Annotated in this window: 6 protein-coding genes and 2 pseudogenes; 3 read left to right on the forward strand and 5 right to left on the reverse strand. The window is 65.5% G+C overall.

Going from position 1 to position 7220, the window contains the following annotated elements:
• The first annotated feature begins 110 nt into the window (after window positions 1-110).
• A complete protein-coding gene (locus E6J58_00130; GenBank protein TMB44428.1) occupies window positions 111-1331 on the forward strand; it encodes an Ig-like domain repeat protein in 1221 nt (406 codons plus the stop codon).
• Window positions 1332-1760: 429 nt separating this feature from the next.
• Window positions 1761-1874: pseudogene (locus E6J58_00135) on the forward strand (SDR family oxidoreductase).
• A gap of 1 nt (window position 1875) precedes the next feature.
• Here the strand turns inward: E6J58_00135 and E6J58_00140 are convergent.
• The 3 genes and pseudogenes from E6J58_00140 to E6J58_00150 form a co-directional block, all read right to left on the reverse strand.
• Window positions 1876-2505, reverse strand: coding sequence for a DUF1211 domain-containing protein (locus E6J58_00140; protein ID TMB44429.1), 630 nt, complete (start codon window positions 2503-2505; stop codon window positions 1876-1878).
• A gap of 47 nt (window positions 2506-2552) precedes the next feature.
• Window positions 2553-3212 carry an MOSC domain-containing protein gene (locus E6J58_00145; protein ID TMB44430.1) on the reverse strand — a complete coding sequence of 220 codons (660 nt, stop codon included), beginning with the start codon at window positions 3210-3212 and terminating at the stop codon, window positions 2553-2555.
• A gap of 4 nt (window positions 3213-3216) precedes the next feature.
• Window positions 3217-3679, reverse strand: a pseudogene (locus E6J58_00150) (VOC family protein).
• A gap of 409 nt (window positions 3680-4088) precedes the next feature.
• On the opposite strand from E6J58_00150, the gene E6J58_00155 reads away from it, so the two are divergent.
• A complete protein-coding gene (locus tag E6J58_00155; protein ID TMB44431.1) occupies window positions 4089-4514 on the forward strand; it encodes a helix-turn-helix domain-containing protein in 426 nt (141 codons plus the stop codon).
• A 324-nt stretch (window positions 4515-4838) separates the two neighbouring features.
• On the opposite strand, the gene E6J58_00160 is transcribed toward E6J58_00155, so the two are convergent.
• Window positions 4839-6245, reverse strand: coding sequence for a DHA2 family efflux MFS transporter permease subunit (locus E6J58_00160; protein TMB44432.1), 1407 nt, complete (start codon window positions 6243-6245; stop codon window positions 4839-4841).
• A 40-nt stretch (window positions 6246-6285) separates the two neighbouring features.
• A partial coding sequence (locus tag E6J58_00165) for an efflux RND transporter permease subunit (GenBank protein TMB44433.1) occupies window positions 6286-7220 on the reverse strand: 935 nt, incomplete at its 5' end.

Raw genomic sequence — 7220 nt, forward strand, 5'->3', positions numbered from 1 at the left:
CGGTCGGCACAGTGAGCTTCATGATCAGCGGCGGCCCCGCTGGCTCGACCTCGAGCGTCACTCCCTGCGCTCTCGCTCCGACCACCGCCAGCAGTAGCTCCTGCACGGTGATGTTCACCGCGAACAAGCCCGGCAACTACACCATCACGGCCACTTACAGTCCCGCCGCAGACTCGATCCATGCCGGCAGCAGCGGCGCCGATACGGTGATGGTGACCAGGCGCTCGACGATGACGACCGTCGACTGCACGCCACCGACGGTCCCGGCAGGTGTCTCGACGACCTGCACCGCGACCGTAACAGATAACGACACGGGCACTCCGATCACCCCCAGCGGCACGGTCACCTTCGCGAGCAGCGGCAGCGGCACCTTCAGTCCGGCGGCGAGCTGCACGCTGACCGGGGCGGGGGCGGCGGCCACTTGTTCCGTGACATACACGCCCGCCCCCGTCGGCGGTAACGCGACGCAGACCATCACCGCAACGTACGGAGGAGACCAGACGCACCTGGGCAGCAGTGGCGCGACGAACATCGTCGTCCTTGCCCTGCCCGGCAAGGTGACCGGCGGCGGTCAGGTCGATTTGGATGGGGGAGGCAGGGCGAGCTTTGGCTTCGTGGTGCAGCGACAGACGATCGGGGGCCTCGCGACAGGCGAGCTCGAATACCACAATCATGCCAATCGCGTGAACGTCCACAGCCTCGGCATGCTCACGCTCCTGATCGTCGACAACACGGCGACGTTCACGGGGAGCTGCCGCGTGAACAACACGACGCCTTGCACGTTCACCGTGACGGTACAGGACAACGGCGAGCCGGGGAGCCGAGGCCCCAACAAGGACAAGTTCTCCATCACGGTTTTCGCGACTCCGGCTGAGATGGTGACCCTCAGGGACCTTCGCGCCGGGAACATCAAGATTCACAATTCTGAATTCGACAGCGACTCGCTTGTCGTTGCTGCCGCCGAAGGGGTCTTCCCAAGCGGCGCCTCGCTCAACGGAGTCCGTCTCGATGGCCTGCAAGTCGGAAAGGGAATCATCACCTCAGCGGACCGGTCGGCAAGAGGAGACTTCCAGACGGTCCTGCTGGGCACCTCGATCCTTGGCCAGCCGCAGAAAATCAGCGTCGAAGGCCCCGCCAGCAGCGGCTCCAGGAACGCCGATGGCAGCGTGAACTTCGCCGGCCTCAGCAGCGTCGACATGGGCGATGGCACCGCTCCCCTCACCGGGGTCCCCTTCAGTGTCACGGCCACGACGCAGGGACTCACCCTGACTCTCGGCCTGACAGTGTTGCCGACGGCCACGCTCACCGCGGGGCACATTACGATCAAGTAGTGCTGGCGTCGCCCGGCCTCTTGCAAGCGGACGGTTCTGTTTTTCCGCGAGTTCGCCCCTACCTGTCGAAGACGTTCACGACCGGGGGCCACGGCAAGGGCGATCCAGGAGCTCGCGGACCACGTCAGCGTGAGCACGACGCAGCGGTACATCCATCTGTCCCCGCATCCCTGAACGAGGCCACCCAGCTGCTCGAGGCTGTCCCTGCGGTGGTTCGCGGAGAGCAGCGACCCGGCCGCGACCTTCGATCTCGCAAACAATATCCGGCTCGGGCGGTGACCGGCTTTCTACCGTGCCGGGCACGATAGGGAGCCCGGCGACGGAAGCAAATTCCATGAATGCCTCGCGCTCGGCAGCAGCTTTCGCCGCATCGTTGCTCATGCTCGGCAAGAGTACCACTCATGACTTTCTGCACGGTCAACAACATCCGACCGCTATGGGCATGTTGACGAAGTCGCGGCGCTGGTTGCGTTCGTTGCCGGTCCAGAGGCGTCGTACATCACCGGCGCGAACTTGACCGTCGACGGCGGCACCAACGCTTGAGTCATCGTCCACGGGAAGGGGGCGAGAGAAGAGGCGAACGAGATATTCTTCGAGTTTCCGCTCCTGGAGCCTCGGGTTTCAGATAAACGACTAGGCAACAAACACAAATCCCTAATCCAACCAGAGGATATTTCAGCGCTACGACCGCGGCGACTCCGAAAAGGCACAGGGTCGCCATCGATCGGACGCGCATGATCGTGCGCACCTTCGTCGGTACGTCAGCGACAGGACTGCAGTCGATAAGCTCCCGGATCAGAAGTATGTAGGTCGCGTTCACCAGGAAGAAGACCGCCGCATAGAAGGAAACCGGCTGGGGCGCCAATTCGCTCACGGCCATCCACGCGGTGGAGAGCGGAAGCAGCGACACGGAAAACAGATGCGCGAAATTGAACCACATCAGGCGCGGCGTCGTCTTTGTCGCGTAGAGAATGAGATGATGGTGATTAGCCCAGACAATTGCGATGAAGAGGTAGCTGACTGCGTAGCTCAGCCATGTAGGCCAGCGCAGCAGGAGCGCCTTGAAGGCGGGTAGCTCTGGCGGGCGCAGATCCAAGACCAAGACGGTGATCAGGACGGCAAAGACCCCGTCTGAGAACGCGCTCAACCGCTCCGGGGTCGCTGCGCGAAGCATGGCCGTCTCCTTTACTGCGCGCTACCGCCGATTCGGCAGCCGCGGCGTCACGGATCGGATTTGGGCTGCCGTCTAGACAAATGCTCTGCCCATCCTCTCCAACTCTCGGACAACTGCGGAATCGCAAGCAGCCGCGGCACCTCATCACGATCGCGCGTATAGATACGAAAGACATCTCGGATGGTGAGGTCGTGATCAGGCTTCGCCATGACTCGGATCTCGTCTCCGGCGCCCACATCGCCCTCGACGACGATTCTGAGATAGGTACCGGGTCGCAACGCCTTGCTGAAGCGGCGTGGAAACGTTTCGTCGTTCATCCGGACTCCGAGCCGCCAACAAGGGATTCGCGGCTCGGAAACCTCGAAAACCGCGCTCCCGATCTGCCAACGCTCGCCGACGAGCGCGTCGTTGAGCTCCATCCCTTCCGTGGTCAGGTTCTCTCCGAACTCGCCGTAAGATAGCGGGCGGCCGATCTCCCCTTCCCACCAGCGTTGGTCCTCCACCGAATACGCATAGACGGCCTTGTCGAAGCCGCCGTGTGCCTCGAGGTCCGCTTGGCGATCGCCCGCGAGATTGACGCCCCGAGCCGCGACCCGTCCGCTCACCGGTGACTTCCAGATCGCGCTCTGGGCGGGCCGGCCGTGGTAATCGAACTTGCGCACGCCACCGACGTTGACCGAGAGGACCTTTGCGGTTTCAGGTGCCATTGGTTCAGATCCTCCGACAAGCGGTGGAGGGCGTGCGCGTGAATCCGCGCTCTTGAATCCAAGTATTGCCGTCTGGGTCGGCGAAGTCGATACAGCTGGCGTAATTTCGCCGCTCGCGCTCGACTCCTGGCGAGTAGTCCCCTTGCCAGTCGTCGGTGGACGTCTTGTGCCGAATGGGGCTGACTGCCAGCCCACGGTCGGTCAGTTCGCGGTGGGCGGCCTCGATGTCGGTCACGACGAGATAGGTGGTGCGAGCCGATCCTGGTGTCACGTCAATGAGGCCGACGCCGAACTGCACCGAACAGGATGACCCTGGTGGGGTGAGCTGGACAACGCGGAATTGCCCTGTTGGGTCGGTAGTCGACATCCAGGATGAAGCCTGCCCGTTCCGCGTAGAACCGCACTGCGAGGTCGACGTCGCTCACGGGCAGAGTGATGAGTTCGATGTGGTAGTCCGGTGCGGGCATCCGGGGCGCTACGACGAAGACGATCCACGCGCTCGCCGGCCACGCGAGCCTGACCACTACGCAGCGTTACATGCACCTGAGCCCAGCGGCCAAGGAGAGCGAGATCCGGTTGCTCGAGTTCGGCGTCCGGGAGAAATAGGGGAGAGCGGCACTGCGTCAGAACAAAACGGGAGGTAGATCAGCAGCGTAGTGGCGGTAGCGCATGGGAATCGAACCCGAAACTGCTGAACATGCGTAACCAGGCGACGACGCACGCCAATTCGTCGTTTCGCCCCTCGGATCGGTAGGTTGAGTCCACGCTCGACTTCCTCACTTATCCTCGCGAGTACGCGCAAATGCGCCCCAGTTTTGGAGACAGTTTGGAGACGGTAAGTCGGGGCCGTTCGCGGGCAATGAGGAGGTCGGTGCATTGCGCTGGCTCGAGGCGCGTGGCGGATTGTTTCGCGGATCATGCGCCTGCAATCGCCATATCCGTGCAGCCCATCGCCGCGCGTTGGAGGCGCCCGCCGGCAGTGGAACCTGCGGCCCGCGGCTTCGAAGGCCGGACGAGCCGGTTCCAGCGAGTAGCAGCGCTTCGCAACCTCTCGCAACTACTCGGGATGAGGCGGGCGCGGATTCCAGGGATTCGCAGGTTTTCGCACCGTTCACCGAGGATTCTGCGGACAGGTTGCGGACGCTGCTGACGGTCAACGAGGTCGCTGTATACCTCCACGTATGCACCAAGGCGGTGTACAGGCTCTGCGCGCTCGGTGAATTGCGACACATCCGCGCGCTCAACGCCATCAGGATCGCTCCATCGGACGTCGATGCACTCGTATTCGCCCACCGGATTTGACCCGGAGCCCATTCAACTGACGGGCCGGCTCAGGGTTGAGACCCGTTTGGTGCGCCAGTGGAGCGCAGTGGTCCCCGCCGTTCTCGATATTGACGAGAAACTCGTCCCGTCCGCCCGGGCAGACCGTCCCGGATGGCCCCGAACTCCTCGTCGCCGCCCTGCGCGAACACCTGGAATCCGACCGAGATCGATTCGGACCACTTCGAGCGGTCTGGCATCCGATTCTCCTCGCGGCGGTGGAGCAGCCGAGCCGCATGCTATTCGTTTCACTTGATGCACGCGACGCATCGCCGGACCACGCGCGGCTGCGAGGACGCGCTACACCTACGGCGCGGCCCCGGGCAGCATCGGGACAAGCGGCGCCGCGCGCGGGCCGGTCCTGACGCCGAGGCACAGAAGCGAGGTGAGCACTCCCCCGGCGACGAGGATCGCCGCGATGCTCCTGAACGCCGCGATCTCGCCCGACGGATCGGCGCGGCCGAGCAGAGCGATGACGAGCCCGACCCCGATCACCGAGCCGAGCTGGCGCACGGCTTGGTTGATGGCGCTGCCGAGGGCGAGCCGTCCCGGCGGGAGGCCGTGGACGGCCGCGCCGCTCAACGAGGGCAGGACGAGACCGACCCCCGTTCCGGTCACCAGCGCCCTCGGGAGCCAGGTGCGGAGGAAGTCGGGTGGCGACTCGATGGCCGAGTACAGGAGCGCTCCCCCCAGGGCGAAGACGAGGCCGCCCGAGACGAGCACCGCCCGATGTCCGCGGAGGTCGGCGATGCGGCCGGCGACGATGGCGACAGGGATCACGACCAGCGGTCCTGGCGTGATCGCGAGGCCCGCCTGGAAGAGCGTGTATGCCCACCTTTGCGTAAGGAAGAAGACGAAGTTGAAGAACATGGCGGTGAACGCGATGGCAAATGCGAACGTCGCCATGTTCGCGAGGCGGTACGTGGGATTCGAAAACAGGCTCAGATCCACGGCGGGCGACGCTGCTGTCCGGGACCGAAGGACGAAACACACAAACAGCAAAGCTCCTCCAGCCAAGCTGGCGAGGGTGCGCGGACCGGAGAGCCCCCAGCCCGCTCCCTCGACGATGGCGAGCGCGAACAGCGCCACGCTGGCGATGAGCAGGACGATGCCGAGCGCATCGGGCAGCTCGCGCGCCGCTTCGTCGCGCGACTCGAGGAGCAGGCTCTTGCCGCGGACCACCGCGGCGATGCCGACCGGGACGTTGATGTAGAAGACCCACCGCCAGCCCCAGGACTGGATGATGAGCGACCCCAGCGAGGGTCCGATCGCGGCGGCCAGCGCGCCCACCGCGCCCCAGAGGGCGACTGCGCTTGCACGGCGCGCGACCACGAAGGCATGCAGCACGACCGCGAGCGAAGAAGGAAGCAGGAGCGCGGCGCCGACGGCCTGCAGCGCGCGCGCCGCGATCAGCGCCCCAGCCGACGGTGCGAGGCCGCAGAGCGCGGAGGCGGCGCTGAAGAGCGCGAGGCCGAGAAGGAAGGTCCGCTTGCGCCCGACGCGATCGGCGATGCGTCCCGACGGCACCAGCAGGGCGCCGAACACGATCGTGTACGCGTTGAGGACCCAGGAGAGCTGGGCCGCGGAAACCCGCGCGAACGTCGCGCGGATCGCAGGGAAGGCGACGAAGAGAACCGTGCCGTCGAGGGAGACGACGAACACCGCCACGCTGGTGAGGGCGAGCGTCCGCCAGGCTGAAGAAGAAGGCGTCATCGTGGTTCCTCGCGTCGGGGCCGGGCAACGCGAGCGCATCTCAGGCCACCTGCGCTAGAGGCACGGGCCGCGCCGGTCCCGTGCCGGGCCAGCGGACGATGCGCAGGTCGAGGACGAAGATCGCGTACAGGACCGGAACGAGCACCAGCGTGATGACCGTGGCGAAGGCGAGCCCTCCGATCTGCGCGAAGCAGAGCGGTTCCCACAGCGCTCCGCCATGGATCGCGAGCGGCAACAGGCCGAAGATGGTCGCCCCCACCGTGATCAGCACCGGCCGCATCCGGACCAGGCCCGCGTCGACCAGCGCCTCCCGCAGCGGCTCGCCGCGCTCCTGCATCTCCTCGATCAGATCGAAGAGCACGATGACGTGGCTCACGATCACGCCGATGAGGCTGATGATCCCGAGCACCGCGGTGAAGCCGAAGGGAGCGCGGGCGATCACCAGCGCGAGAATGGAGCCCACGCCGCCGAATGGAATGGCGGCGAGCACGATGAGCGGCTTCACCGCGCTGCGGAACTGAATCACGAGCGAGAGCAGGATGGCGAGCACGGACAGCAAGGCCACCACTCCGCTCTCGCGGAAGACGAGCATCTGCTGCTCCTGCGCTCCGCCGATCTCCAGGAAGTATCCGGGAGGCAGGCTGCGCTCGAGGGCGTCGAGCCTCGCGCGGGCGAGCTTCATCACCTCAGACGGCAGCCGCCCGGGCACGGGCGAACCAGACACCACCACCGTGCGAACTTGATTTCGGCGCATGATCTTCTCCGGAGCGAAGCCGAGGCGCAGGGTCGCGACCTGGAGCAGAGGCACCTTGGTCGCCGGGCGGGAGCCGAGGACGTAGAGGTTGTTCAAGCTCGCGAGCGTGCCGCGCTCCCCTTCGCGGAGCCGCGCCAGGATGGGGATCTGCTTGTCGCCGTCGCGCAAACGGCCGAGCCCGATGCCGGTCAGCGCATTGGTGGAAGCGGCAACTTCCCGGT

This window comes from Deltaproteobacteria bacterium (genome assembly GCA_005879535.1).
In the GTDB taxonomy this organism is placed as follows: Bacteria; Myxococcota; Myxococcia; order Myxococcales; family 40CM-4-68-19; genus 40CM-4-68-19.